We start from the raw sequence: 25802 nt of genomic DNA on the forward strand, positions 1-25802 counted from the left end.
GCGCCGCGCCCGTACGCCGGCGGGCATCGCGCCCGTACCGTGCCGTCGCGCCCCGCCGGTACCGTGCCGTCCTCGCCCGCACCGCGCCCCCCGGCCCGTACCGTGCCCGTGGCGTCACGGCGCGTGCCACTCCTCCTTGTGCCCGAAGCCGCGGCCGTTGTCGATCAACCGCAGCCAGTCCGGGCGGACTTCCCAGAGTGCGGTCCGTTCCAGTGCCGCACCGAGCCGTTCGTCGCCCGCGACGAACGGGAAACGCTCCCTGTACGTACGCCACCCGGCCGCGCGGTCCGCGCCCGCCAGCCGGTGGCAGCAGCCCCGGCCCTGCACCCCGGTCAGCGCGGTCCACTCCTGGCCGTCGCGCTGGGCCGTGAAGGCGACGCGGGCCCCGGCACCGGCGTCGGCGGCCCGCGCGAAGGCCCGGCCGTGCCGCGTCGACTCGGCGGTGACGAGGACGAGGGAGGGCACCGGCCCGTCCGTGGTGGCGTAGAGCACGGCGCACGCCTGCGGCCCCTCGTCGTCGGTGTACGCGAGGGTCAGCGTCGTATGGGCGGCCAGGGCCCGGCGGAGCGTGTCCGGGCAGTCGCCCGTGGTGGTCGTGCTGGTGGTCATCGCCGTTCTCCCGCCGGTCCCGTCGTTGTCCACATCATGGGGACATCCTCGTCCCCTCCGTACCGCGAGCCTCTGCCGGCCCCGGTGGGACCGGCCCGGCGTTCCCGCGAGCGGGTGGGCGCAACGTGGCGCGCGCCCGGTGCGTTTCACGGCGGAGCGCCGCCGTGCCAGGATCGGCAGTGCCATGACTTCCACTCCTGCCGCCACCGGCGCCGCCGCTGTCACCGCCGCCAACGAAGCCGCCGAAGGGGCCCGGCTGCACGGCCCCGTCACCGACTGGTTCGACGAGCACGCCCGCGATCTGCCCTGGCGCCGCCCCGAGGCGGGCGCCTGGGGCGTGATGGTGAGCGAGTTCATGCTGCAACAGACGCCGGTCAGCAGAGTGCTGCCGGTGTACGAGCAGTGGCTGGCGCGCTGGCCGCGCCCCGCCGACCTGGCCGCCGAGCCGCCCGGTGAGGCGGTGCGCGCCTGGGGCCGCCTCGGCTATCCGCGGCGCGCGCTGCGCCTGCACGCCGCCGCCTCCGCCATACAGGAGCGTCACGGTGGCGACGTACCGCGCGATCACGCGCAGCTCCTCGCGCTACCGGGCGTCGGCGAGTACACGGCCGCGGCCGTGGCGTCCTTCGCGTACGGACAGCGGCACGCCGTACTGGACACCAACGTCCGCCGGGTGTTCGCGCGCGCCGTCACCGGGCAGCAGTACCCGCCGAACGCCACCACGGCCGCCGAGCGGAAGCTGGCCCGCGCGCTGCTGCCGCAGGACGAGGAGACCGCCGCCAAGTGGGCTGCCGCGACGATGGAGCTGGGCGCGCTGGTGTGCACCGCCCGCGGCCCGGAGTGTGTGCGCTGCCCGATCTCCGCGCAGTGCGCCTGGCGGCTGGCGGGTTCGCCCGCGCACGACGGCCCGCCGCGGCGCGGCCAGACGTACGCCGGTACGGACCGCCAGGTGCGCGGCAAGCTCCTCGCCGTACTGCGGGAAGCCGTCGGGTCCGTTCCGCAGGCGGTGCTGGACACGGTGTGGGACGAACCGGTGCAGCGCGCGCGGGCGCTGGACGGTCTCGTCTCGGACGGCCTGGTGGAGCCGCTGCCGGGCGGCATGTACCGCCTGCCGCTCGGCCGGAGCACGTCGTGACGTGCGGGCCGTGCTGACCGCTCTGTGACAGTTGAGTGATGGCGCGGTCCGCGTCACCGCTTACCGGGCCTGCTCCTAGCTCTTCCGGCCGCCCCCGCAGTCCCCCAGGAGGATGACCCGGTCCGGGCCCCCGTCAGTCGGAGGTATGACCCCCAGGGGGCTGTTACACAACCGACGGTTTTCCGTGCACTCCCTGTGGGGCCCTCGCACATTACGCCGCAACACCCCCTCCGTAGCGTCTTCCTCGTGCTGGAGATGACCACCAGCGCGGTCAACGTGGGGAATCGCAAGCGGATCGGAGGCGTCGGGATGGCGACCAGCGGCGGCAAGGTACTGGACTTCGAAGAGTACGTGCGGACGCGGCAGGAGGCCCTGCTGCGCAGCGCCCGGCGCCTGGTACCCGACCCGGTCGACGCCCAGGACCTGCTCCAGACGGCCCTGGTCCGTACGTACGGGCGCTGGGACGGCATCGCCGACAAGTCGCTGGCCGACGCCTACCTCCGCCGCGTCATGATCAACACGCGGACGGAGTGGTGGCGCGCCCGCAAGCTGGAGGAGGTGCCCACCGAGCAGCTCCCGGACGCCAGCGTCGACGACGGCACCGAGCAGCGCGCCGACCGGGCGCTGCTGATGGACATCCTCGGGGTGCTCGCGCCCAAGCAGCGCAGCGTCGTCGTGCTGCGACACTGGGAGCAGATGAGCACGGAGGAGACCGCGGCGGCGCTGGGCATGTCCACCGGTACGGTCAAGAGCACGCTGCACCGGGCCCTGGCCCGGCTGCGCCAGGAGCTGGAGAATCGCGACATCGACGCGCGGATGCTGGAGCGCGGCGAGCAGGAGCGGGAGCGGTGCGCGGCCTGACCGGCTGCGGTACCGGTGGCTTAGCCAGAGGGACTGTGAGCGGGAGCGGTTTGACCAGGAACAGGCCGGCCGGAGGACGGAGCGCCGTCCGGCGGACCAGCGGTGGAGCGGCCCTCGCGGGAGTGGCCGCCCTTTCGCTGTTGCTGGCCGGGTGCAATCCCGGCGGCGAGGGGGTGCGGACCGAAGGCACGGCCAGCAGCCCGCCGGCGAGCACGGGCCGGTCGGCCCACGTGCCGTCCCCGTCCCCCTCGGTGCCGTCCCCGTACGAGAAGGTCGACGCCGTGGAGCTGGTGAAGAACGACCCGAAGGTCGGCGAGGACGTCAAGAAGTCGCTCGGGAAGCCGTGCGCCGCCGAGGAGTACCCGGTCGAGGTCACCTACGCCGCGCTCACCCACGGCAAGGACCCCGATGTCGTGGTGAACGTGCTGACCTGTGCGGACTCGGTCGGCATCGGCTCGTACGTCTACCGTAAGAAGGGCGGGACGTACGAGAATGTCTTCGCCGACGAGCAGCCTTCGGTGTACGCGGGCGTCAACAAGGGTGAACTGGAGGTCTCCAAGCAGACCTACGACACCGGCGACAAGGTCTGCTGCGCTTCCGGCGAGGATGTGATGACCTACCGCTGGACGGGCAGCCGCTTCGTCGAGTACGCCCGGTACCACACCGACTACAGCAACAACGGGGGCACGAAGACCGCGACCCCGGAACCGGCACCGGAGGATTGAGAACACCGCATGGCCGATACCCATGTGCTCTTCGTCGAGGACGACGACGTCATCCGCGAGGCGACCCAGCTCGCGCTGGAGCGGGACGGCTTCGTGGTCACCGCCATGCCCGACGGCCTGGCGGGGCTGGAGGCGTTCCGCGCCGACCGGCCGGACATCGCCCTGCTGGACGTGATGGTGCCGGGCCTGGACGGCGTCAGCCTGTGCCGGCGCATCCGGGACGAGTCCACCGTGCCGGTGATCATGCTGTCCGCGCGGGCCGACTCCATCGACGTGGTGCTGGGCCTGGAAGCCGGCGCCGACGACTATGTGACCAAGCCGTTCGACGGCGCCGTGCTGGTCGCCCGGATCCGCGCGGTGCTGCGCCGCTTCGGGCACGCTTCTGGGCCGGACGGCTCGGGCGCCGCCGGCTCGGACACGGCCGCGCCCGCCGAGGCCGTCCTACGCTTCGGTGACCTGGAGGTCGACACGGAGGGCATGGAGGTGCGCAAAGGCGGTCAGCCGGTCGCGCTGACGCCCACCGAGATGCGCCTGCTGCTGGAGTTCTCCGACTCGCCCGGCACGGTCCTCTCCCGCGACCGGCTGCTGGAGCGGGTCTGGGACTACGGCTGGGGCGGTGACACCCGGGTCGTGGACGTCCACGTGCAGCGACTGCGCGGCAAGATCGGCCAGGACCGCATCGAGACGGTCCGCGGCTTCGGTTACAAGCTGAGAGGCTGACTCCTGCGGTGGTCAGGCTCGCCCTGCGTACCGGACTGAGGTGGAAGCTCAGCGCCGCGATCGCGCTCGTCGGAGCGCTGGTCGCGATCGCGCTGAGCCTGGTCGTGCACAACGCGGCCCGCGGCTCGATGCTGGACAACAGCCGCGACGTGCAGACCGAACGCCTCAACTTCACGCAGAAGATCTACGAATCCACGCACCAGCTCCGCTTCGGCGCCAAGCTGGACGACCCGGCGCTGCCGAAGGAGCTGCGGGACGAGGTCACCAAGGGCAAGCGGGCGACCTACCTGGAGGACACCGGCCAGACCACGCCCAAGGTGTGGGCCGCGGCGCCGGCCGCGGGCGGCCGGGTGCTGTCCGTCCAAGGCTACTTCCCCGACCGGTTCGCCGTCCTCGACGACCTCGACCAGGCGCTGCTGATCGGCTCGACCGCGGTCGTGGTCGGCGGCTGCGCGCTCGGCGTGCTGATCGGCGGACGGCTGTCCCAGCGGCTGCGCAAGGCCGCGGCGGCGGCCGGCAAGCTGGCCGACGGCGACACCTCCGTCCGCATCCGCGACGAGGTCGGCGGCCGCATCCGGGACGAGACGGACGATCTGGCCTGGGCGGTGGACGCGATGTCCGACGCGCTCCAGAAGCGGATCGAGGCGGAGCGCCGGGTGACCGCCGACATCGCCCACGAGTTGCGCACCCCGGTCACCGGGCTGCTCACCGCGGCCGAGCTGCTGCCGCCCGGCCGCCCCTCGGAGCTGGTACGGGACCGGGCGCAGGCGATGCGCACCCTCGTCGAGGACGTGCTGGAGGTGGCCCGGCTGGACGGCTACGCGGAGCGGGCCGAACTCCAGGACGTGGCGCTCGGCGAGTTCGTCACCCGGCGGGTGCGGGCCCTGAACGGCGACATCAAGATCGAGATCCTGCGGGACGCCGAGGTCTCCACCGACCCGCGGCGCCTGGAGCGCATCCTGGGCAACCTCATCGCGAACGCGGCCCGGCACGGCAAGCCGCCGATCGAGGTGACCGTCGAGGGCCGGGTCGTGCGCGTACGCGACCACGGCACGGGGTTCCCCGAGGCCCTGCTGCGCGAGGGCCCGAGCCGCTTCCGTACCGGCAGCAGCGACCGGGCCGGGCGCGGCCACGGCCTCGGCCTGACCATCGCGGCGGGCCAGGCCCGCGTCCTGGGCGCCCGGCTGACCTTCCGCAACGCGGACGCGCTGACGGACGGCTCCACCGGCGCGGTCTCCGTCCTGTGGCTGCCGGAGAACGCCCCGACGAACACGGGCAGCTTCCCGGTCATCCAGCTACCGGACCGGTAGGGGCAACCGCCGGAGCGGTGCGGGCAACTGCCGGACCGGTCGGGACGACCGCCGGACCGGTGCGGGCGACCGCCGGACCGGTAGGGACGACCGCCGGACCGGTGAGGTGCGGCGCCCGCCCTTCCGGCCGAGTCCGCCGCGCGCGGTCCGCCGCGCGCGCTGCCCGGCCCGCCCGTCCGCAGCCTGATGGCTACTCCACGCACTCCCCCCAGTCCTTGCCCAGGTCGAGCTGTTCGCTGCGCTGGGTCAGCGAGAACCAGTTGCCGGAGTCGTCGCGGAATATCGCCTCGATGCCGTACGGGCGCTCCTGCGGCTCCTGGAGGAACTCCACGCCTCTGGCCTTCAGCGCCGCGTAGTCGGCCTTCACGTCGTCCGTGGCCAGCACCCCGGCGCCCATAAGCCCCTTGCTCACCAGTTGCCTGAGCTGCTCGCCGGACTCCGGGTCCATACCGGGCGGGCCGGGGACCATCAGCGTCAGCTCCACCTCGGGCTGGTCCTTGGCGCCGACGGTCAGCCACCGCATACCGTCCTCGCCGCCCATCCGCAGGTCCGTGCGGACCTCCAGTCCGAGCTTTCGCGTGTAGAACTCCTTCGCCCGGTCCTGGTCGAGGACCCAGACGGTGGTGATGGCGAGTCCCTTGATCATGATGTGCCTTCCGTTGCCTTGCGCGGTCCTCTTCACCGTAGGCAGCGCGTCCGCTACCCGCCTTCTCGGAAATTGCGGTCCGCCGGGGCCGTCCCGTCCCGGCTCTCGAACGACTTGAAGCCACCGGACCACAGCAGGGCGTAGCAGCCCGGTATCAGCCCGGCGCCCTGTCCCACATGCCGCCGGCGGTACGCGCTCGGCGTCAGCCCCGTCTGCTCCTTGAAACGGGCGGAGAAGGTGCCCAGGCTGCCGAAGCCGACCAGCCAGCAGATCTCCGTGACGGAGAGATCGGCCGTACGCAGCAGTTCCTCGGCCCGCTCGATCCGGCGCCGGCTCAGGTACTGGCCGGGGGTCAGGCCGTACACCTGCTTGAAGGCCCGGATGAAGTGGAAGCGTGAATACCCGGCGTGGGCCGCCACCGCGCCCAGGTCCAGCGGCGAGGCCCAGTCCCGGTCCATGGCGTCCTTGGCCAGCCGAAGCTGCCGCAGCCGCGCGGACGGCACCGGGGCCACCGGCGGCGCCGGCGCCGCGCCATCGCCGCCCGCGCGCCCGTCCGCCCGCTCGTCCCGCACCCCGTCGCCGTTCATGTTCCGATGCTGACACGCACCACTGACAACGGCCCTTCGCCGACCGGCGCGCGGATACGCCGACGGCCCCCGGCATGTTCGCCGGGGGCCGTCGGCCAGGAGTTCTCAGTGCCGGATCAGACGGCGTCCACCAGGGGAGCCTTGGCCGCCGGAGCGTCGCCGCCGTCCTGCGGGCCCTCGGCCGGCTTGGCGGGGCCGCCGCGCAGCGGCACCTCCTTGAGGAACCAGGCCGCGGCGAAGCCGATGACGCTGATCAGCGCGCCCCACACGAAGACCTGGTGGGTGCCGCCGGAGACCGCGTGCATGTACGCGTCCTTGACCGCCGCCGGCAGCTTGGCCAGGGCCTTCGGGTCCATCTGCGCGCCGCCCGCGGACGCGCCCGCCCCCGCGGCGCCGAGCCGCTCGGTCATCACGTCCGTCACCCGGTTGTTGAAGATCGCTCCGAAGATCGCGACACCGAAGGAGCCGCCGATCGTACGGAACAGGGTGGCGGACGAGGAGCCGACGCCCATGTCCTTCATCTCGACGCTGTTCTGCGCGATCAGCATCGTGGTCTGCATCAGGAAGCCCATACCGGCGCCGAGCACCGCCATGTACACACCCGAGGTGAAGCGGGTGGTCCCGGTGTCCATCAGGGACAGCAGCGCCAGCCCCGCGGTGATCAGCGCGCCGCCGCCCACCACGAAGATCTTGTACTTGCCGGTGTTGGTGGTGACCCGGCCCGCGACCAGCGAGACCGCCATCATCGCGAGCAGCATCGGCAGGAGCAGCAGCCCGGAGTTGGTGGCCGAGGCGCCCTGCACGGTCTGCTGGAACAGCGGCAGGAAGGTCATCGACCCGAACATCACGAAGCCGACCAGGAAGCCGATGAGCGTGACCAGGCTGAAGTTGCTGTTGCGGAAGATGTGCAGCGGCAGCACCGGCTCGCGGACCTTGGTCTCGGTGAAGACGAAGGCGAGCAGGGCCGCCACGCCGACCGCGCCGAGCCCGATGATCTGGGCCGACAGCCAGGCGTACTCCGTACCGCCCCAGGTGGTGATCAGGACCAGCGAGGTGATGCCGACGGTGAGCAGTACGGCGCCCACGTAGTCGATGCGCGCCTGCGACCGCTTCTTCGGCAGGTGCAGCACCGCGGTCACCATGACCAGGGCGATCGCACCCAGCGGCAAGTTGATGTAGAAGCTCCAGCGCCAGCCGAGGTGGTCGGTGATGGTGCCGCCGACCAGCGGTCCGCCGATCATCGCGACGGCCATGACGCCGGCCATCATGCCCTGGTACTTGCCGCGCTCGCGCGGCGGGATCAGGTCGCCGATGATCGCCATGACGCCGACCATCAGACCGCCCGCGCCCAGGCCCTGCACGGCCCGGAAGCCGATCAGCTGACCCATGTCCTGGGCCATGCCGGAGAGCGCGGAGCCGATCAGGAAGATCACGATGGACGTCAGGAAGACGCCCTTACGGCCGTACAGGTCACCCAGCTTGCCCCAGATCGGGGTGGAGGCGGCGGTCGCGAGTGTGTACGCGGTCACCACCCAGGACAGGTGGCTCAGCCCGCCCAGTTCGCCGACGATCGTGGGCATCGCGGTGCCCACGATCATGTTGTCCAGCATCGCGAGCAGCATCGCGATCATCAGCGCGAACAGCACCACGCGGACGCTGGCCGGCTGCTTCCCCCCGGATTCCGCCGGTTTCGGTATCTCCCCCGTCGGGGTCGCTTTCGTCTGCGACATCCCCATTTTCGCTTCTCCCACTTACTTGCCGCCCGGCTAGTTCAGTACAGTGCAGTAAGGTAGCTACCAACTAGCCGGGCGTCAAGTAAGTTTGTGCGTGGGCCCCCGTGGCCCCGGCCCGGACGACCGACGCAGGAGAACAGCAGCATGGGCACACCGCACGCGCGCAGGGGCAACACCCGCCAGCGCATCCAGGACGTCGCCTTGGAGCTGTTCGCCGAGCAGGGGTACGAGAAGACCTCGCTGCGCGAGATCGCCGAGCGGCTCGACGTCACGAAGGCGGCGCTGTACTACCACTTCAAGACCAAGGAAGACATCGTCATCAGCCTCTTCCAGGACCTGACGCGGCCGATCGACGACCTGATCGAGTGGGCCGGCGCGCAGCCGCGCACCCTGGAGACCAAGCAGGAGATCCTGCGCCGCTACAGCGAGGCGCTGCGCTCCGCCGAGCCGCTGTTCCGCTTCATGCAGGAGAATCAGGCGGCCGTACGGGACCTGAGCATCGGCGAGACCTTCAAGCAGCGGATGCTCCGGCTCACCGGACTGCTCAGGGAACCCGAGGCGCAGCTGACGGACCAGGTGCGGTGCATCACCGCGATCTTCTCGATGCACGCGGGCCTGTTCGCCATGCAGAACTTCGAAGGCGACCCCGAGGACAAGCGCAAGGCCGTCCTGGAGGTCGCCACCGAACTGGTCACCGCCGCCCAGCCGCCGAGTCTCGGCTGACGGCACCGCGGCACCGGGGGGTGCCGCGGGCGGGATCACACGCCGTCGCCGCGCGCCTTCAGGAAGGCGGTCGGCTCGACGCCGGAGCCGTAGTTCGGGCCGGTACGGACCTCGAAGTGCAGGTGCGGGCCGGTCGAGTTGCCGGTGCTGCCGGACTTGGCGATCTCCTGGCCGGTCTCCACCTTCTGGCCCGGCTTGACCTCGGTGCTGGTCAGGTGCGCGTACTGGGTGTACGTGCCGCTGTCGTGCTTGATCACGATCGCGTTGCCGTACGCGGGACCGTCGCCGCCGCCGTTCGGGCCGGCCTTGACGACGGTGCCGCCGTGCACGGCGTGCACGGCCGTGCCGCTGGGCACCACGAAGTCCTGACCGCTGTGGTTGTGGGACCAGTGCTTGCCCGCCAGCCCGAAGGTCATGCCCAGCTTGTAGTCGTCCACCGGCTTCACCCAGGAGCGGGCCTTCTCCTCGGCGGCCTTCTTGGCCTTCTCGGCCTCCTGCTTCTCCGCCTCGGCCGCCTTCTTCTGGGCGTCGGCCTGCGCGGCCACCGAGGAGCGGACGTCGGACGCCAGGCCGTCCAGCGCGATCGCGTGCGCGTCGCTCCCGGCCGCCACGGCCACCCCGGCGCCCATGGCCGCGGAGACGCCCAGGCCCGCCGCGAGCACGGAGGCGCGGGTACGGAGAGTGGACTTCTTCGTCAGGCGGTGCAGGGGGTGGTGCTTCGACATGCGGGGACTACCTCCGGGAAAGGGAAAAGGCCGCGCCCCGGCCGTCGACCGGGAACGCCCCACCTTGGTAACCCGAATCCGACATGCTGCCAATACCCCTTTCTACTATCCCATCCCGTAGCAAAAGCCGGGGGAATGAACCCCCGCCACTACCCGCACCACCCGACATCAAACCCTGCGGCCACCGCCCTCTCACGGACACCGGCCACACCCGGCGCCAAGCCTCTGAGCTGCGGCTTCACCCCGGCGTACGACGTTGCCGAACACCCCGTGAACCCCCTCGCCGCGCCGTGGCGGCCCCCGCGCCCGTACCCGCCCGCCGCACCTCGGAAAGCGCCCGCTATTCCGCGTAGTAGGCGCCCGAGGGCCTGTGCGTCATGTCACCGGGCCCCGGCTTTCCCCCGCCTTCCGCCGGGTCTTTTGCCTGTCCGTATCGGGACCAAAGCCCCCGTACGAGGAAAGCTCGCCCCCCGTACGGCGTCACCCGGCTGAGCAACCTCCCGGAGACCCCGTCTCCTCTAGGCTTGAAGTCCACGGCGCCCGGCCCGGCCGGCGTCGACCAGGTGATGGGGGATCACCGCATGGACCCGATGATCATCATGGCCCGGCTCCTTCCGAAAGTCGTCGCCCCGCTCGTCAGAAAGCTCCTCGTCCGCCCCGGCCCCGGCGCCTTCCTGGTGGACCGCCCGTTACGGATCAGCGGCCTGGTCTCCTTCCGCGGCGAGAAGCGCACCCTCGGGGAGCGCGATGTACGGCGCATCGCCGCCAAGCTCGTCGACCGGGCCGTGACCCCGCTGCCCGGCGCCACCGGCGCGGCACTGGAGCGGCCCGTCGCCCCCGACGAGGACCGGGCCGTGGCGGACGCCCTCGCCCGTACGCTCTGCGCCCTCGGCGACATCGACCTGGAGATCGTGCAGGACGCCCGGCTGGAAGCCGACACGCTCACCCGGCAACTGCACCGCGCCGCCCCCGACGCCACCCGCCACCTGACCGGCGACGGCGCCCAGCTGCACGGCATCGTGCTGCACACCGCGGCCCTGCACATGCTGGAGTTCTTCACCCGGCTGTCCGGCTTCGGTGCCCGCACCCTCGTCGAGAACCGGCGCGCCCTCGGCAGGCTCGACGACGCCGTCGGCGCGCTGGCCGCCCGGCTGCCGTCCCGCTCCGCCGAGGACGCCGACTTCGAGACGCGGTACGCCCACGACACCGCCGTCCTCCACAACCACCTGACCATCTTCGGCATCGACCTCGCGCACTCCCCGGACAGCTGGCCGCTGGACGCCGCCTACCTGGGCCTGCGCTGCGAGGCCGAACCGGCCGCCGTGGACAGCGACGGCCCTCCGGAGCCCGCCGTCCCCGCCGAGCACGCCCTGTCCGGCCGGTGCCGGATTCTCGTACGGGGCGTGGCCGGATCCGGCAAGACCACCCTGCTCCAGTGGCTGGCCGTCGCCACCGCCCGCGGCGAGCTGCCCACCCCGCTGCACCGCGCCCTGTACGGCCGGGTGCCCTTCCTCCTTCCGGTGCGCCGCTTCGCCCGGCACGGCCTGCCGTCCCCCGGCGGCTTCCTCGCGGCGGTCGGCTATCCGGGCGCCGAGGCCCAGCCGCCGGGCTGGGCCGACCGCGTGCTGCGGGCCGGCCGGGGACTGCTGCTGATCGACGGCGTGGACGAGGCCCCCGAGGACGAGCGCGAGCGGCTGCGGCGCAAACTCCGGGACTGGACCGCCCTGTACCCGGGCAACATCTGGATCGTCACCTCCCGCCCCTCCGCGGTGCGCGCCGACTGGCTGACGGCCGACGGCTTCGCCGAACTGTCGCTGGCCCCGATGAGCCGCGAGGACATCGCCGCGTTCATCCAGCGCTGGCACCGCGCCGCCGCCCAGCAGGAGCCGGACGACCTGGACCGCCTCGACCACTACGAACGCACCCTGCTCAACGCCGTACGCATCACCCGCGACCTCGGGCGGCTCGCCACCAACCCGCTGATGTGCGGAATGCTCTGCGCCCTGCACCGCGACCGCCGCGGCTACCTCCCCAACGGCCGCAAGGAGCTGTACGAGGCCGCCCTGTCGATGCTGCTGGAACGGCGGGACCGGGAACGGGCGATGGGCACCACGGACGGCATCGACCTGCCCCGCCAGCCCAAGATCCAGCTACTGCAGAAGCTGGCGCACTGGATGCTGGTCAACGGGCGCTCGGAGATGGACCGCGAGATCGCCGTCGACACGCTCGCGCAGCACCTGGCGGCCATCCCCGACGCCGCACGCCAGGGCGGCGCCGAGGAGATCTACCGCCACCTGCTCAACCGCACCGGGCTGCTGCGCGAACCGGCCCCGGGCACGGTCGACTTCGTGCACCGCACCTTCCAGGACTTCCTGGCCGCCCGCGCCACCGTCCAGCGCCACGACTTCGGGCTGCTGCTCAACCACGCCCACCTCTCCGAGTGGGAGGACGTCATCAGGATGGCCGTGGCCCTGGCCCGCCCCGACGAGTGCGCGGCGCTGCTGAACGGCCTGCTGACCCCGCGTCCGGGCATCCGGGCCGCGGAGGCCCGGCACCGCAAGCTGCTCGCCGCGGCCTGCGTGGAGCACGCCGCCGAACTCGACCCGGAGGTCCGCCACCGGGTGCGGCGCTTCACCCGGGACATGGTCCGCCCCAGCACCGTGGCCGGGGCCCGCGCGCTGGGCTGGATCGGCCCGATCGTCCTGGAGATGCTGCCGGAGCCGGCCGAGGTCTCGGACGGCGAGGCATATCTGCTCGCCGTCACGGCCACCTCCATCACCGACGACATGGCGATCGACTACCTGACCGGGCTGCGCAAGCGGAGGTACCACGCGGTACGGGCGCAGCTCGCCGGAGCCTGGCGGCGGTACGACACCGCCCGCTACGCCCGGGAGATCATCGCCCACCTGGACCCGGACCAGTTGTTCTTCCCCGCGGCGGACGTGGAGGAGCTGTCCGCGCTGCGCGGGCTCGGCGGCCGGCCGTACCTCCAGGTCGCCGGGGAGTTCACGGTGGCCGAGCTGATCGACGGCATCGTCCCGGCGGACGGTCTGCGCCGCCTCTGGCTGGCGTACGACCTCGGGGCCTCGATGGAGTGGCTGGCCGCGTTCCCCCGGCTGGAGGAGCTGCGGGTCAGCCGCCGGCTGCCGCGGGTCACCGGTGTTCCGGAGGGAATCCGCGTCGTCGAGCTGTGACATCACGGTCTTGCGGGGCTATGGGCCTGCCTTACCGGGGCCGGGCGCGGCGTTCGGCCTTCGAGTACCCGGTTCTCCGGAATAACCCGGCGCCTATTCGGGCCGGGGCCGCCCGCGCAATGTCGCCGGAGCAATCCGGAATGACGTTTTCCCTTTACGTCCGGGAGGGCCGGGCAATAGCCGGCGCCGCTGCCGTACCGGAGCGGAAGGCACCGCATCCCGGCGGTTACGGATATCCGCCCGTACCCGAGTACGGAAAAACACTTCCGCGCACGGCCCGGACGCCTCGCGCCCGTACTCCGTACTCCGCACGGCAGCGCCCGTACGGCTCCCCCGCTCACGACTCCTACGACAACGCCGCGGCCCGGAACCTGGAACAGGTCCCGGGCCGCGGCGTCACAGGCCGTGCCGGTCAGGCGCTGGGCGCCCGGTCCGTACCGCCGGCCGTCACGCGTCCTTCGACAGGTCCGGGCCACCGGCCGCGGACTCGACGGGCGGAGCGTCCGGCAGGGCCGCCTTCTCCTCGCCGCGGAAGGTGAACTTGGCGTTCTCCCCCTCGCCCTCGATGTCGACGACCACGATGTGACCGGAGCGCAGCTCGCTGAAGAGGATCTTCTCCGAGAGAGCGTCCTCGATCTCGCGCTGGATGGTCCGGCGCAGCGGGCGGGCGCCCAGCACCGGGTCGTAGCCGCGCTTGGCGAGCAGCTTCTTGGCCTCACCGCTGAGCTCGATGCCCATGTCGCGGTCCTTCAGGCGCTCGTCCACCTTGGCGATCATGAGGTCGACGATCTGGATGATGTCTTCCTCGGTGAGCTGGTGGAAGACCACCGTGTCGTCGACACGGTTGAGGAACTCGGGCCGGAAGTGCTGCTTGAGCTCTTCGTTGACCTTGTTCTTCATCCGCTCGTAGCTGCTCTTGGTGTCGCCCTGGGCGGCGAAGCCCAGGTTGAAGCCCTTGGAGATGTCCCGGGTCCCGAGGTTGGTCGTCATGATGATGACCGTGTTCTTGAAGTCCACCACCCGGCCCTGGGAGTCGGTCAGGCGACCGTCCTCCAGGATCTGCAGCAGTGAGTTGAAGATGTCGGGGTGGGCCTTCTCCACCTCGTCGAACAGCACGACCGAGAACGGCTTGCGGCGCACCTTCTCGGTGAGCTGGCCGCCCTCTTCGTAGCCGACGTAGCCGGGAGGCGAGCCGAAGAGCCGGGAGACCGTGTGCTTCTCGCTGAACTCCGACATGTCGAGGGAGATCATCGCGTCCTCGTCGCCGAACAGGAATTCGGCGAGCGTCTTGGACAGCTCGGTCTTACCGACACCGGACGGACCGGCGAAGATGAACGAGCCACCGGGGCGCTTGGGGTCCTTCAGACCGGCCCGGGTACGGCGGATGGCCTGCGAGAGCGCCTTGATGGCGTCCTTCTGGCCGATGACGCGCTTGTGGAGCTCGTCCTCCATCCGCAGCAGCCGCGAGGACTCCTCCTCGGTGAGCTTGAAGACCGGGATGCCGGTGGCCGTGGCCAGGACCTCGGCGATCAGCTCGCCGTCGACCTCGGCGACGACGTCCATGTCGCCGGCCTTCCACTCCTTCTCCCGCTTCGCCTTCGCGGCCAGGAGCTGCTTCTCCTTGTCGCGCAGGCCCGCGGCCATCTCGAAGTCCTGCGAGTCGATCGCGGACTCCTTCTCCCGGCGCACGTCGGCGATCTTCTCGTCGAACTCGCGGAGGTCCGGCGGCGCGGTCATCCGGCGGATGCGCATCCGGGAGCCGGCCTCGTCGATCAGGTCGATCGCCTTGTCCGGCAGGAAGCGGTCGGAGATGTAGCGGTCGGCCAGCTGGGCGGCCTGGACCAGGGCCTCGTCCGTGATCGAGACACGGTGGTGCGCCTCGTAACGGTCGCGCAGGCCCTTGAGGATCTCGATGGTGTGCGGCAGCGACGGCTCCGCGACCTGGATGGGCTGGAAGCGGCGCTCCAGGGCCGCGTCCTTCTCCAGGTACTTGCGGTACTCGTCGAGCGTGGTCGCACCGATGGTCTGCAGCTCGCCTCGCGCCAGCATGGGCTTGAGGATGCTCGCGGCGTCGATCGCGCCCTCGGCGGCGCCCGCACCCACCAGGGTGTGGAGCTCGTCGATGAACAGGATGATGTCGCCGCGGGTGCGGATCTCCTTGAGCACCTTCTTCAGGCGCTCCTCGAAGTCACCGCGGTAGCGGGAGCCGGCGACCAGGGCGCCCAGGTCCAGGGTGTAGAGGTGCTTGTCCTTGAGGGTCTCGGGCACCTCGCCCTTGACGATGGCCTGGGCCAGGCCCTCGACGACCGCCGTCTTGCCGACGCCGGGCTCGCCGATGAGGACCGGGTTGTTCTTGGTACGGCGGGACAGCACCTGCATGACCCGCTCGATCTCCTTCTCGCGCCCGATCACCGGGTCGAGCTTGGTCTCGCGGGCGGCCTGCGTCAGGTTGCGGCCGAACTGGTCCAGGACGAGCGAGGTCGAGGGGGTGCCCTCGGCCGGGCCGCCGGCGGTGGCGGCCTCCTTGCCCTGGTAGCCGGAGAGCAGCTGGATGACCTGCTGCCGCACCCGGTTCAGATCGGCGCCCAGCTTCACCAGGACCTGGGCGGCGACGCCCTCGCCCTCGCGGATCAGGCCGAGCAGGATGTGCTCCGTACCGATGTAATTGTGGCCGAGCTGAAGGGCCTCGCGGAGCGACAGCTCCAGGACCTTCTTCGCACGGGGGGTGAAGGGGATGTGACCGGACGGGGCCTGCTGCCCCTGGCCGATGATCTCCTCCACCTGCTGGCGGACCGCCTCGAGCGAAATCCCGAGGCTCTCCAGGGCCTTAGCGGCGACACCCTCACCCTCGTGGATCAGGCCCAGGAGGATGTGCTCGGTGCCGATGTAGTTGTGGTTGAGCATCCGGGCTTCTTCCTGAGCCAGGACGACAACCCGCCGCGCACGGTCGGTGAACCTCTCGAACATCGTTAATCGCTCCTCAGAGCGGTCAGGCAGTTAGGGGTCGGTCCCCTCCCTGTCCTTCCGCATGCTAGTCCCGTGGGACGGGACAGCTCATTCCAACTGCCGACATCCGTCCGGATCACCCCCGCGACGGCGGGGAAATCTGCTGCCGAACAGCCGACATCTGCTCCAACCCGATGGTGCGAGACGATGTTCCCGCAGGCCAGGCATATACGCCCCGGGCCAGTACGCCCGTGGCGAACGCGCCCCTCACCGACACGTCCGCCCGGAGTCCGCCGCAACTCCGGAAAAAGCGCTGCGCACGCCGCTGCACCGTCTCTCCCCACTGGGGTTGTCTTACCCGCCGCCCCGGACACTCCATGCGGCGCGGGCCTGTTCCATCCGCTATGGGCGAACACCCGAGCGCCGTCCGTTGCGCCGTCACGCCCCCGCGCACCCCCTTCCGCGACGACAGTACGTACCCGCATGTCAACCCAGCGTAACTTCTCGGGGTTTCGCGAGTTGCTCCCGGTATGCCCGTCGCGCTCCCGCGCTCCCGCTCCGCCCTCGCCGCCGTACGGCAGTGGTACGAGGACGAGCTGCGCTGGCCGACCACCGGCACGGAGCCGGTGGAGCTGCTGACCGGGGTGCGCTTCGACGCCCTCGACCTGCCGGCCGACGCGGGCCGGGCCGTACTGGGGCGGGTGGGCCCCACGGGGCCCGTACTGATCGACCGCAGCGGCTCCGCCGGTCCCAGGATGCTCGTCCTCGTGACCGCGGGTGCCGCGGAGGAGTTGCCGGAGCTTCTGGAATGGCTGGAATGGGGCTCGCTGGGGCTGGATCTGACCGCACGCGGCACCGGGGACCGGATGCCCGCGCCGTCCCCGCCGCCGCCGTCACCGCAGGCGTGGTGGCCGTACGGATCGGGCCCACGGGAGGCCGCCGGGTGGGTGCGGCCTCCCGAGCCGGGACGCGAGATCGAGGCGGCTCTGCCCACCACGGGGACAGGGGCAGGGCGCGGGGGCCACGGTGTTCCCCTCGCGGATCGCCAGGGGCGCGCCCCCGACCTCGTACGACTCGTGAGCGCGGCGGCAACGGAATGCCACCGGGCCCGTTTGCTGCGCGGCCGTCAAGCTCGAAGACAAACGGATTGCGGGTACGGCGGTCAGCCGTTCGCCTTCTCGAACGCCTCACGGATCTCCGCGGGCACACGACCGCGGTCATTGACGTTGTAGCCGTTCTCCTTCGCCCACGCGCGGATCTTCGCGGTGTCCGGGCTCCCACCGGAAGACGCGCGGGCCTTGCCGCGGCCACCGGAACGGCCACCGGTCTTGCGGCCCGCCTTCACGAACTCGGCCAGCGACTCGCGCAGCTTGTGCGCGTTGTCGTCGGACAGGTCGATCTCGTAGGACTTGCCGTCGAGGGCGAACGTCACGGTCTCATGGGCCTCGCCGCCGTTGAGGTCGTCGACAAGAAGAACCTGAACCTTCTGTGCCACCGGTTTCCCTTTCATCGAATGCGGATTACGACGGAAAGCAAACCGCTTTTCCGGGAAAAACACAAACCCCTGGGTAGGGTTCAGTTGCACCACGGCCGGGGAACGCTTGCTTCCACAGCTATGAGATAGGGGCGCGATTCGGACATAGAACGCTGATCACAGGTGCAGAAGCATCCGGCTGTTGCCCAGGGTGTTGGGCTTCACTCGTTCGAGACCGAGGAACTCGGCAACGCCCTCGTCATAGGAACGCAGCAGCTCGCTGTAGACATCGCCGTCGACGGGCGTCTCACCGATCTCCACGAAGCCGTGCTTGGCGAAGAAGTCCACTTCGAAGGTGAGGCAGAAAATGCGCCGCACTCCGAGCCAGCCCGCGGTGCGCAGCAGCTTGTCGAGGACTTGGTGGCCGACCCCGGTGCCCTTGTGCCGCGGGTCCACCGCCAATGTGCGCACCTCGGCCAGGTCTTCCCACATGACGTGCAGCGCTCCGCAGCCGACGACCTCGGCGTCCTGGTCCCGCTCGGCGACCCAGAACTCCTGGATGGACTCGTAAAGCGTCACGGTGGCTTTGTCGAGGAGGATGCCGTCCGGGGAGTAGGCGTCGATGAGCCGGCGTACGGCCGGTACATCGCTGGTCCGGGCACGGCGGACGGTGAGTCCATTAGTCAGGGGCGGCATGGCGCGACGCTATCGCCCCGGGTCGCCGGTTCCCGCCGCGGGTACTTCTCCCGCATCCGCTCGCCCCTCTTCGGTCTGTTCGGGGGGTGCGGAAGGTTCCTGCGCACGTTCCGCGGCCGGTTCACCGGCGCGTTCCTCATGGTCCGGCCGTTCCGCCGGCACGGGCGGTTCGCGTTCGGCGCGGCCGGGGCCCGGCGGGGCCGGTGCGGGTTCCGCCGGTTCGTCGCCCTGCACCATGCGTACGGCATCCCTGAGAGCGTGCCGCTGTTCCGGCGACATCATCCCGAAGAAGGCCACCAGGGCCGCCGCGGGGTTGTCACTCGCGGACCACGCTTCGTTCATCAGTGCGGCCGAGTAGGCGGCACGAGTGGAGACCGCCTCATATCGATAGGCGCGTCCTTCGGCTTCGCGGCGCACCCAGCCCTTCTGATGGAGGTTGTCCAATACGGTCATCACCGTTGTGTAGGCGATCGACCGTTCCTTCTGCAGATCTTCCAGGACTTCCCGAACGGTGACCGGGCGGTTCCACTCCCACACCCGCGTCATGACCGCGTCTTCCAGATCACCCAAGCGTCGTGGCACACCAGCACAATAGTGGGAGATGTCGCGAATGCCGGTTCTTACCCGGTTGATTTACCCCGGAAAAAGGCAGTACGGCCCGAGATGCACGATCTCGGGCCGTACGGACGTGTGCGGTGCGCAAGGCCGACCAGGGGCCGAACGGATGGACGAACTCCGTCGGCGCCCGGGGCGGGGTACGGGGTGCGGGTGGCCGGGGGCCCGGCCGGGGGTGGCCCGGCCGGTGCCGGTCAGGCGCCGTGGGCCTTGGGCTCCTGGCGGGTGCCCTCGGCGCGGGCCAGCGCGGCGTCGACCGCCGCGTCCTCCTTGGACTTGTTCTCGCCACCCTGGCTCTTCACGATCGTCACGATGAGCGCGACGAACGCCACGGCCATCACCACGGGCGGTACCAGCGCTGCGACGTAATCCATGACCAGGGGCCTCCTTCGGGAGTGAGGATTCCAGGGTACGCAGCGCTCACGCGGTCCGGGCCGCGGGGGGCCGCACGGGCTTGCGGCGCGGCGGGAAGACCTCGCCCGGTGTGGGGACGGGGCGGCCGGTGCGCGGCGCCTTCGGGCGCGGTTCCGGAGCGGGAACGGGCGCGGGCTCGTCCGCCACCCGACCGCCGGGCAGGGCCCGCAGCCTGGCCCGTACGGAGCGCTCGGCCAGGCGCTCGCAGTGGCGCAGCAGGGCGGTACGGCGCGCGTGTTCCTCCGTCCCCCGCTGTCGCGCGCACAGGAGGCGCAGGGCGGCGAGGTCGGCGGGGACGGGGTCGTAGCCGGCCGCCAGGGCCTCCTGGAGCTGCCCCAGGTAGCCGCGGGCGGAGCCGGGGAGGGCGTCCCGGTAGCGGGCGAGGTCGGCGAGGAGAAAGGCGCGCAGCCGCCCGCCCTCGCGCGCGGCCTCGTCCACCGCCTCGGCGAGCCGCAGGTACTCCTGGACCTCCTGGGCGCCGTCGGCGTCGTAGCCCGGCTCGGCGGCGGTCGTGCGGCGCGTCGGCTGGAGGGCGGCGGCGAGCGCGCGCCGCAGGACGCGCAACTCGTCGGCGCTGAAGGCCATACCGCCGCGGGATCCGTATGGCATAGGCATGGGCCGACCTTACGCCGTCGCCGGACAAAATCCGCTTAACACCATTAGAACGACGCAAGTGTCGCGGAAAGCACGACAGGCAACAAAAGCCTCTTCAGTTAGAAGCAGGTATGTATAGGGCCTAAGTGGGCAATTCGCCGTGGAGGCCGGACGGGCCGGTCGGCCCAGGGCTCCGGACCGCCGGTCGCCCGCCGGGCCCGGCGGCCGGTCCGGCCGTCCCGTACGGCCCTCAGCCCCGGGTCACGTTGCGCTCGTACACCAGCCGCAGACCGATCAGCGTGAGCCACGGCTCGTGCTCGTCGATGACCGAGGACTCGCCCAGCACCATGGGCGCCAGCCCGCCGGTGGCGATCACCGTCACGTCGTCCGGATCGTCCGCCAGTTCCCGCGCCATGCGCTGGACGACGCCGTCGACCTGGCCGGCGAAGCCGTACAGGATGCCGGACTGCATGGCCTCGACGGTGTTCTTGCCGATCACGCTGCGCGGCCGGGCCAGTTCGATCTTGCGGAGCTGGGCACCCTTCACGCCGAGGGCGTCCACCGAGATCTCGATGCCCGGCGCGATCACCCCGCCGACGTACTCGCCGCGCGCGCTGACCGCGTCGAACGTCGTGGCCGTACCGAAGTCGACCACCACGGCAGGCCCGCCGTACAGCTCCACGGCAGCCAGCGCGTTGATGATCCGGTCGGCGCCGACCTCCTTGGGGTTGTCCATCAGGATCGGCACACCGGTCTTGACGCCGGGCTCGACCAGGATGGCCGGAACGTCCCCGTAGTAGCGCCGGGTGACCTCGCGCAGCTCGTGCAGGACCGAGGGGACGGTGGAGCAGATGGCGATGCCCTCGATGCCGTCGCCCAGTTCCTCGCCCAGCAGCGGGTGCATGCCCATCAGCCCCTGGAGGAGGACCGCGAGTTCGTCGGCGGTGCGGCGGGCGTCGGTGGAGATGCGCCAGTGCTCGACGATCTCCTCGCCGTCGAACAGGCCGAGGACGGTGTGGGTGTTGCCTACGTCGATGGTGAGCAGCATCTGCGTCAGCGCTCCTCGCGCAGGTCGAGACCGATGTCGAGGATCGGGGAGGAGTGGGTGAGCGCGCCCACGGCCAGGTAGTCCACACCGGTCTCGGCGTAGCCGCGGGCGTTGTCGAGGGTGAGCCGCCCGGAGGACTCCAGGACCGCCTTGCCGGCCACCAGCGCCACCGCCTCGCGGGTCTGCTCGGGGGTGAAGTTGTCCAAAAGGATCAGGTCGGCGCCTTCGGTGAGGATCGGCGGGATCTGGTCCAGCCGGTCGACCTCCACCTCGATCGGCACACCGGGGAAGCCGTCGCGTACGGCCTTGAACGCCTCGGCCACGCCGCCCGCCGCGACGACGTGGTTGTCCTTGATCAGGGCCGCGTCCGACAGCGACATCCGGTGGTTGACGCCGCCGCCGCAGCGCACCGCGAACTTCTCCAGGGCGCGTAGACCGGGCGTCGTCTTGCGGGTGTCGCGGACCTTGGCGCCGGTGCCCTCCAGGGCGTCGGCCCAGGCGCGGGTGGCGGTGGCGATGCCGGACAGGCGGCAGAGCAGGTTCAGGGCGCTGCGCTCGCCGGTCAGCAGGTCGCGGGTGCGGGTGGTGACGCTGAGCAGCTTCTGTCCGGCCTCGACGCGGTCGCCGTCCTCGACGTGCCGCTCGACCTCGAACTCCGCGGTGCACACGATGGACAGCACCGCCTCGGCGACCCGCAGCCCGGCCACGGTCCCCGCCTGACGGGCCGTGAAGTCGCCGGTGGCGACGGCGTCTTCGGGGACGGTCGCGACGGTGGTGACGTCCACCCCCTGGTCGAGGTCCTCCTCGACGGCCAGGTGGGCGATGTCCTCGACCTGGACGGGGTCCAGCCCGGCTTCGGCCAGGAGGGCCGCGAGGTCGGGGTCCAGCCCGCAGGCGAGCGGGTCGAGTTCGTACGCGCCGTCACCGGCGCCGCAGCCGCAGGAGTCGCCGCAGCCGCCTTGCGGAGCCTCGGCGTCCTGGCCCGGACGGCCGATCTGGTGCAGGGAGAGGTCGTCGGGGGTGCTCACTGGTTCGGCTCCGTTTCGGGCGCGGGTGCGGCGGTCGCCGCGGGGAAGGCGGCGGTGTCGGTCGTACGGCTGTGCAGGGTGTGCGGCGGGCGGTGGGTGACCAGGAAGTGCCGCTGCCAGGCGGTGTCGTCCCGGTCGGCGTGGTCCTCGCGCCAGTGGCAGCCGCGGGTCTCCTCGCGGCGCAGCGCGCTGCTGACCAGCACCCTGGACACCAGGAGCAGGTTGGTGGCCTCCCACGCCTCGACGCCGGGCTCGGCGGGCTTGGGGCCGTCGGACGGGGCCGGGGCGGCTTCGGGCCCGTGGGACGGGGACGGGTCGGCGGCGTCGCGCAGCAGCCGGGCCAGCGCGGTGGCGGCCTCGGAGAGACTGGCGGCGGAGCGCAGCACCCCGGCACCCGCGGTCATGATCCGCTGGATCACGGGCCGCGCCTCGGGGGCGAGCAGCGGTACGGGGGCGGCGGTGGGCTCGACGACAGGTCCGGGCCGCCGGACGGGCGCGGCCGTGATGTCGTCCGCGATGCGCTCGGCGAAGACCAGGCCCTCCAGGAGGGAGTTGGAGGCCAGCCGGTTGGCACCGTGCACACCGGTGCACGCGACCTCGCCGCACGCGTACAGGCCCGGCACGGTCGTCCGGCCGGACAGGTCGGTCCGTACGCCGCCGGAGGCGTAGTGCGCGGCGGGCGCGACCGGGACCGGCTCGGTGACCGGGTCGATGCCGTGCGCGCGGCAGGCGGCGAGGATGGTCGGGAAACGCTGCTCCCACAGGGTGGCGCCGAAGTGCCGGGCGTCCAGGTACATGTGTTCGGCGCCCTGTTCCTGGGCGCGGCGCAGGATGGCCTTGGCGACGATGTCGCGCGGGGCCAGTTCGGCGAGTTCGTGCTGCCCGATCATGAAGCGGACGCCGTCGGCGTCCACCAGGTGGGCGCCCTCGCCCCGTACCGCCTCCGAGATCAGCGGCTGCTGGCCCTCCGCGTCCGGGCCGAGGTAGAGCACCGTCGGGTGGAACTGGACGAATTCGAGGTCGGAGACCTCGGCGCCGGCGCGCAGCGCGAGGGCGACGCCGTCGCCGGTGGAGACCGCGGGGTTGGTGGTCGCGGCGAAGACCTGGCCCATGCCGCCGGTGGCCAGGACCACCGCGGGGGCGTGCACGGCGCCCACGCCGTCGTGCTGGCCCTGCCCCATCACGTGCAGGGTGACACCTGCCGTACGGCCCTCGGCGTCCGTGAGCAGGTCCAGGACGAGGGCGTTCTCGATGGTGCGCAGGCCCTGGGAGCGGACGGCGTCGACCAGGGCGCGGGAGATCTCGGCGCCGGTCGCGTCGCCGCCCGCGTGCGCTATGCGGCGGCGGTGGTGCCCGCCCTCACGGCCGAGGGCTATTTCGTCGGTGCCGGGCGCGGTGTCGAAGCGCGCGCCGGTGGCGATGAGGCGGCGGACGGCGCCCGGGCCTTCGGTGACCAGGGCCCGTACGGCGGCCTCGTCGCACAGCCCGGCGCCCGCGACGAGGGTGTCCTCCAGGTGCTGCTCGGGGGTGTCGCCCTCGCCGAGCGCCGCGGCGACGCCGCCCTGGGCCCAGCGCGTGGAGCCGTCGTCCAGGCGGGCCTTGGTCACCACGACGGTACGGCGGCCCGCGGCGGCGCAGCGCAGCGCGGCGGTCAGGCCCGCGACCCCGGACCCGACCACGACGACGTCGGCCTCGATGGACCAGCCGGGGGCGGGGGCCTGGAGGCGGAGGGTGGGGGCGGGGTCAGTGGTGCGGGTGGTGCCGTTCATCGGGGCGCTCCGAACGTGAGGCGGATGTTGTCGATGAGGCGGGTGGTGCCGACCTTCGCGGCGACCGCGAGCACGGCCTCCCCCTCGTACGCGTCCGGAACCTCGGTGAAGTCGGATGGGTCGACGAGCGCCACGTAGTCGAGCGTCAGCGGCGGGTCCAGGCGGGCCGCGTCCTCCAGGACGATACGGGCCGCCGCGCGCGCCACCGAAGGGCCCCGCGGCGGGGTCGCGGCGGCGTGCGCGAGGGCGTGCGCGTCGGCCGCCGCGCGGTCCTCCCCCAGGGCGGCGAGCGCCGCGGAACGGTCGTGCGCCCGGTGGGCCGTGTGCGCCCCGTACGAGGCGCGGTCCCGCAGGGCCTCCTCGGCGGCGAGCCGGTCACGGGCCGCGAACAGGGCCCGGGACAGCGCCAGGGCGGTCCGGCGGTCCGCCTCGGAGAGATAGCGGTTGCGGCTGGACAGGGCCAGCCCGTCGTCCTCACGGACGGTGGGGACGCCGACGATCCGTACGTCGAAGTTCAGGTCGGCCACCATGCGCTCGATCACGGCCAGTTGCTGCGCGTCCTTCCGGCCGAAGAGGGCCACGTCGGGACGGGTGAGGTGCAGCAGCTTGCCGACGACGGTCAGCACACCGTCGAAGTGGCCGGGCCTGCTGGCCCCCTCCAAGAGGTCCCCCATGGGACCGGCGGCTATGCGTACCTGCGGCGCGCCGCCCGGGTAGACCTCAGCGGCGGCGGGCGCGAAGACGGCGTCCGCTCCGGCCGCGCCGGCGAGCGCGACGTCCGCCTCCAGGGTGCGCGGGTAGCGGTCGAGGTCCTCCCCGGCACCGAACTGGAGCGGGTTGACGAAGACGGTGACGACGACCTGCCCCGCCGGGCCGACCCGGTCGCGGGCGGCGCGGACCAGCGTCGCGTGCCCCTCGTGCAGGGCCCCCATGGTCATGACGACGGCCCGCTGGCCGGAGGAGCGCGGCAGGGCACGCAGCTCGGCCGCGGTGTGCACCAGACGCGTGCGCGAGGCGTTCATCGGTCGCCTTCTTCGGGGCGGTCGCCTTCTCCGGGACGGTCGCCGGGCGGATCTTCGCGGTGCCCGTCGGACGGGTCTCCCTTGCCGCCAGGACGGCTTTCACGGCCGGGCGACGGCGGCGCGCCCCCGGTGCCGTTGCCGACGTTCGCCAGGACGTCCAGCAGGTCCTCGGCCAGCTCCGGCTTCAGCAGACCGTGCGCCAGGGCGCGGTCGGCCGTCGTACGGGCCATGGCGAGGTACCCCGCGACGCTCTGCGGCGCGTGCTTGCGCAGCTCCGAGACGTGCGCGGCGACGGTGCCCGCGTCCCCGCGGGCGACCGGACCGGTCAGGGCGGCGTCACCGGAGCGCAGCGCGTTGTCCAGGGCGGCGCCCAGCAGCGGGCCGAGCATCCGGTCGGGCGCGCCGACACCGGCCTCCCGCAGCAGCTCCATGGCTTGTGCCACCAGGGTGACCAGGTGGTTCGCCCCGATGGCGAGCGCCGCGTGGTAGAGCGGGCGGGCCTCCTCCTCGATCCACTCCGGCTCCCCGCCCATCTCGATGACCAGCGCCTCGGCGGCCATCCGCAGCGGTTCGGGCGCCGTGACCCCGAAGGAGCAGCCGGCCAGCCGCTGCACGTCGACGCGCGTACCGGTGAAGGTCATGGCGGGGTGCAGGGCGAGCGGCAGGGCACCGGCGCGGGTGGCCGGGTCGAGGACGGCCGTACCGAACCGCCCCGACGTGTGGACGAGCAGTTGGCCCGGCCGTACGGAACCGGTCTCGGCGAGGCCCGCGACGAGTCCGGGAAGGGCGTCGTCGGGCACCGTGAGCAGCACCAGTTCGGCGCGTTGCAGCACCTCGGCCGGGGAGACGACCGGCACGTCGGGGAGGAGCGCCGCCGCGCGCCGTACGGAGGCGTCGGAGACACCGGACACGGCGACCGGCCGATGTCCGGCGAGCTGCAACGACGCGGCGAGGGCGGGCCCGACGCGACCTGCGCCGACGACTCCGACAGTCAGTCGGGCGGGGCGGTCCTGGGCCTCGGTGGGTGGGATTGTGTTCACGCGGCGACGGCCTTCCGTTCCAGTCCGCGGGGGGTACCGGACGATTCGTTCGCCATGCTACGCGAGTGTTTACGGCGCTCCTCAGAGCCGTACGCAGGCTGAGACGGGTGTCTCGTACCGCGTCGCCGGGCGCGTTTCCGGCAGGTCTTCCGGACGCGGTCGCGGCCGCGTTCCCGGCTGCCTCGTCCGCC

At 71.9% G+C, this 25802-nt stretch carries 24 protein-coding genes; 8 read left to right on the forward strand and 16 right to left on the reverse strand.

The annotated features are described in order from the left end of the window. Nucleotides 1–114 precede the first annotated feature (114 nt). Complete coding sequence (locus AB0A97_RS38465) at nt 115–609, reverse strand: pyridoxamine 5'-phosphate oxidase (protein WP_361159712.1); 495 nt, start codon at nt 607–609, stop codon at nt 115–117. A gap of 184 nt (nt 610–793) precedes the next feature. Here AB0A97_RS38465 and AB0A97_RS38470 point away from each other — a divergent pair, with 184 nt between their 5' ends. The 5 genes from AB0A97_RS38470 (at nt 794) to cseC (ending at nt 5357) form a co-directional block, all read left to right on the forward strand. Beyond that, on the forward strand, nt 794–1741 hold the full coding sequence (locus AB0A97_RS38470; RefSeq protein ID WP_361159715.1) for an A/G-specific adenine glycosylase: 948 nt from the start codon (nt 794–796) through the stop codon (nt 1739–1741). 309 nt (nt 1742–2050) lie between these two features. Further along, a complete protein-coding gene (locus tag AB0A97_RS38475) occupies nt 2051–2602 on the forward strand; it encodes a SigE family RNA polymerase sigma factor (protein WP_030023568.1) in 552 nt (183 codons plus the stop codon). A 122-nt stretch (nt 2603–2724) separates the two neighbouring features. Continuing rightward, nucleotides 2725–3327, forward strand: a complete 603-nt coding sequence (locus tag AB0A97_RS38480) for a hypothetical protein (protein ID WP_361159718.1) — start codon at nt 2725–2727, stop codon at nt 3325–3327. Nucleotides 3328–3336: 9 nt separating this feature from the next. Further along, complete coding sequence (cseB, locus tag AB0A97_RS38485; RefSeq protein WP_361159721.1) at nt 3337–4047, forward strand: two-component system response regulator CseB; 711 nt, start codon at nt 3337–3339, stop codon at nt 4045–4047. Nucleotides 4048–4055: 8 nt separating this feature from the next. Then, nucleotides 4056–5357 carry a two-component system sensor histidine kinase CseC gene (gene cseC / locus AB0A97_RS38490; protein ID WP_361159724.1) on the forward strand — a complete coding sequence of 434 codons (1302 nt, stop codon included), beginning with the start codon at nt 4056–4058 and terminating at the stop codon, nt 5355–5357. A 190-nt stretch (nt 5358–5547) separates the two neighbouring features. Here the strand turns inward: cseC and AB0A97_RS38495 are convergent, their stop codons facing one another. From AB0A97_RS38495 to AB0A97_RS38505, 3 genes are all read right to left on the reverse strand, one after another. Next, entirely contained in the window at nt 5548–6003 is a 456-nt protein-coding gene (locus AB0A97_RS38495; protein WP_361159727.1) for a VOC family protein, read from the reverse strand. Nucleotides 6004–6056: 53 nt separating this feature from the next. Continuing rightward, nucleotides 6057–6461, reverse strand: coding sequence for a helix-turn-helix transcriptional regulator (locus AB0A97_RS38500; protein ID WP_361159845.1), 405 nt, complete (start codon nt 6459–6461; stop codon nt 6057–6059). A gap of 245 nt (nt 6462–6706) precedes the next feature. Beyond that, nucleotides 6707–8326 (reverse strand): MDR family MFS transporter, encoded by a 1620-nt coding sequence (locus AB0A97_RS38505; protein ID WP_361159730.1) that lies wholly within the window; start codon nt 8324–8326, stop codon nt 6707–6709. A 141-nt stretch (nt 8327–8467) separates the two neighbouring features. Here AB0A97_RS38505 and AB0A97_RS38510 point away from each other — a divergent pair, with 141 nt between their 5' ends. Continuing rightward, nucleotides 8468–9046: a helix-turn-helix domain-containing protein gene (locus AB0A97_RS38510; protein WP_361159733.1), complete on the forward strand. Its 579-nt coding sequence runs from the start codon at nt 8468–8470 to the stop codon at nt 9044–9046. A gap of 35 nt (nt 9047–9081) precedes the next feature. Here AB0A97_RS38510 and AB0A97_RS38515 read toward each other — a convergent pair whose 3' ends face one another. After that, nucleotides 9082–9771, reverse strand: coding sequence for a M23 family metallopeptidase (locus AB0A97_RS38515; protein ID WP_361159736.1), 690 nt, complete (start codon nt 9769–9771; stop codon nt 9082–9084). Nucleotides 9772–10295: 524 nt separating this feature from the next. Here AB0A97_RS38515 and AB0A97_RS38520 point away from each other — a divergent pair. Beyond that, complete coding sequence (locus tag AB0A97_RS38520; protein ID WP_361159739.1) at nt 10296–12965, forward strand: NACHT domain-containing protein; 2670 nt, start codon at nt 10296–10298, stop codon at nt 12963–12965. A 447-nt stretch (nt 12966–13412) separates the two neighbouring features. Here the strand turns inward: AB0A97_RS38520 and AB0A97_RS38525 are convergent, their stop codons facing one another. Continuing rightward, complete coding sequence (locus AB0A97_RS38525) at nt 13413–15932, reverse strand: ATP-dependent Clp protease ATP-binding subunit (RefSeq protein ID WP_031005653.1); 2520 nt, start codon at nt 15930–15932, stop codon at nt 13413–13415. A 509-nt stretch (nt 15933–16441) separates the two neighbouring features. Here AB0A97_RS38525 and AB0A97_RS38530 point away from each other — a divergent pair. Then, nucleotides 16442–17143, forward strand: coding sequence for an SCO3374 family protein (locus tag AB0A97_RS38530; RefSeq protein ID WP_361159743.1), 702 nt, complete (start codon nt 16442–16444; stop codon nt 17141–17143). Here AB0A97_RS38530 and AB0A97_RS38535 read toward each other — a convergent pair. The 10 genes from AB0A97_RS38535 to AB0A97_RS38580 form a co-directional block, all read right to left on the reverse strand. After that, entirely contained in the window at nt 17074–17406 is a 333-nt protein-coding gene (locus tag AB0A97_RS38535; RefSeq protein WP_030025331.1) for an Lsr2 family protein, read from the reverse strand. The genes AB0A97_RS38530 and AB0A97_RS38535 overlap by 70 nt on opposite strands. Nucleotides 17407–17562: 156 nt before the next feature. Next, nucleotides 17563–18081, reverse strand: coding sequence for an amino-acid N-acetyltransferase (locus AB0A97_RS38540; protein WP_125054919.1), 519 nt, complete (start codon nt 18079–18081; stop codon nt 17563–17565). A gap of 9 nt (nt 18082–18090) precedes the next feature. Then, the gene (locus tag AB0A97_RS38545) at nt 18091–18663 is read right to left on the reverse strand and encodes a BlaI/MecI/CopY family transcriptional regulator (protein WP_361159747.1); all 573 of its coding nucleotides are present in this window, start codon (nt 18661–18663) and stop codon (nt 18091–18093) included. A 227-nt stretch (nt 18664–18890) separates the two neighbouring features. Beyond that, a complete protein-coding gene (locus AB0A97_RS38550) occupies nt 18891–19070 on the reverse strand; it encodes a hypothetical protein (protein ID WP_361159750.1) in 180 nt (59 codons plus the stop codon). A gap of 46 nt (nt 19071–19116) precedes the next feature. Beyond that, complete coding sequence (locus tag AB0A97_RS38555; protein WP_361159753.1) at nt 19117–19725, reverse strand: hypothetical protein; 609 nt, start codon at nt 19723–19725, stop codon at nt 19117–19119. 229 nt (nt 19726–19954) lie between these two features. After that, complete coding sequence (locus AB0A97_RS38560; protein WP_125045714.1) at nt 19955–20752, reverse strand: type III pantothenate kinase; 798 nt, start codon at nt 20750–20752, stop codon at nt 19955–19957. Between the two features lie 5 nt (nt 20753–20757). Next, a complete protein-coding gene (gene nadC, locus AB0A97_RS38565; protein WP_361159756.1) occupies nt 20758–21780 on the reverse strand; it encodes a carboxylating nicotinate-nucleotide diphosphorylase in 1023 nt (340 codons plus the stop codon). Next, nucleotides 21777–23549, reverse strand: coding sequence for an L-aspartate oxidase (locus AB0A97_RS38570; RefSeq protein WP_361159759.1), 1773 nt, complete (start codon nt 23547–23549; stop codon nt 21777–21779). The genes nadC and AB0A97_RS38570 overlap by 4 nt, the downstream gene beginning before the upstream one ends. Next, complete coding sequence (panC, locus tag AB0A97_RS38575; RefSeq protein WP_361159762.1) at nt 23546–24571, reverse strand: pantoate--beta-alanine ligase; 1026 nt, start codon at nt 24569–24571, stop codon at nt 23546–23548. Before panC ends, AB0A97_RS38570 begins: the two co-directional genes overlap by 4 nt. Continuing rightward, nucleotides 24568–25611: a DUF2520 domain-containing protein gene (locus AB0A97_RS38580; RefSeq protein WP_361159765.1), complete on the reverse strand. Its 1044-nt coding sequence runs from the start codon at nt 25609–25611 to the stop codon at nt 24568–24570. The genes panC and AB0A97_RS38580 overlap by 4 nt, the downstream gene beginning before the upstream one ends. Nucleotides 25612–25802: the final 191 nt, after the last annotated feature.

This window comes from Streptomyces sp. NPDC045470 (assembly GCF_040646595.1).
In the GTDB taxonomy this organism is placed as follows: domain Bacteria; phylum Actinomycetota; class Actinomycetes; order Streptomycetales; family Streptomycetaceae; genus Streptomyces.